This is a genomic window from Ornithinibacter sp. (assembly GCF_035443565.1).
GTDB lineage: Bacteria > Actinomycetota > Actinomycetes > Actinomycetales > Dermatophilaceae > Fodinibacter.
The window spans coordinates 1-1385 of record NZ_DAORSO010000364.1; the positions used below are offsets into that span (position 1 = coordinate 1).

Annotated in this window: 1 protein-coding gene; it reads right to left on the reverse strand. The window is 72.6% G+C overall.

Annotation, left to right across the window (positions count from 1 at the left end; translation table 11 throughout):
• Positions 1 to 1385 (reverse strand): GAF domain-containing sensor histidine kinase (locus PLL68_RS15225; protein ID WP_324535549.1); only part of this gene is annotated, 1385 nt, incomplete at both ends.

The window sequence follows — 1385 nt, forward strand, 5'->3', positions numbered from 1 at the left end:
ACGCTCACCGGCCCGACGACGGATGCCGTGAGCGTCACCCACGCGTTGCGGGCACCGCTCGCCTGCGCGTCGGCCAACACGTCCATGACGAGGCGGTGCACGAGGATCTCGACCCGGGGGTCGAGCCGGCGCTGGCGCTCGCTCACGGTCACCGTGGTGCGCATGCCGGTGACGCTGCCGAAGCTCTGGACGGCCGCACCGAGCACCGCCCCGAGCCCGCTGCCCGGCCGCTCGGCGACCCGCAGGTCGGTGATGTTCAGGCGCAGGTCGGCCATGACACTGCTCAACTGCTGGCGGAACGCGTCGAGGCTGTCGCGCAGGGGCACTCCGGGTGGCCCGGCCTGCGACCGCAGGGCGTCGACGCCGTAGCCGAGGGCCGCGAGCTCCTGCGCGATCCCGTCGTGGATGTCGCGTGCGATCCGGCCACGTTCCTCGATGCTCGCCACCTGCCGCAGCTCGCCGAACAGCAGCCCGGCCTGGATCGTCGGCGAGACCCGGCGGGTCACCTCCCCGGCGACCCGCCGCTCCTCGGCCGTGAACGGCTGCGTCGCGGCCCGCTCGGCCACCAGCACGGTCGTCGACCCGTTGCCGAGCGCACACGGCACGACGAGCGCCCGGCGATCACCGAGGTCGTCGGTGAAGGTCACCTCGGTCGGGGTGAACCGGTCGGCACCGACCGACAGCACCCGGCTGATCTCGTCGGAGACCGCCCACGGCGCCCGCGTCGATCCGCGCAGCGCGACCGGCACCAGGTGCCGCGAATCCGGCGTCACGAGCACGGCGCTGCGGGTCGAGGGCACATCCGAGGCCAACAGGTCGAGGGCAAGGGTCGCGCTCGCGAGGGCGTCCAGACCGGTGGACATCTGGGCGGAAAGGTCCTGCAGACGGGCGATGAGCTCGATGGCCTCACGTGCTGCCAGGTCCGGCTGCTCGGCGGCCGCCTCCGCTGCCAGCCGCTGGTTCCATGCCCCGAGGATGCCGAGCGCCGCTGCCGCGCCCAGCCAGACGAGCAGCGACCACGAGAGGTCGTGGTCGTGTTGGCCGAGGGTGAGGGCCAGGAGGCAGGCGCCGCCGGCCGCGGCAGAGGTCAGCAAGGCCCCGAACCTGCCCAGGCGGGTGCCGGCGTGGTACACCGGGGCGAACACGAGCAGGGTCGCTCCGGTGTGGATCAGGCCGTAGGCCGCACCCGCCGCTGCGGCGGACGTCGTGAGCATCGCCACGACGAGGCTCTCGACGACGCCGTGCCGAGCCACCGGCAACCGGTCTAGGGTCGTGATGACGAGTTCGACCATCGTGATGAGCGCCAGCCACGGCAGCACCTCGATGAGCGTGTCGCTGATCTCGGCGACGAAGAGCGCGAGGATGAGGAAGGTGAGGCGAATGGC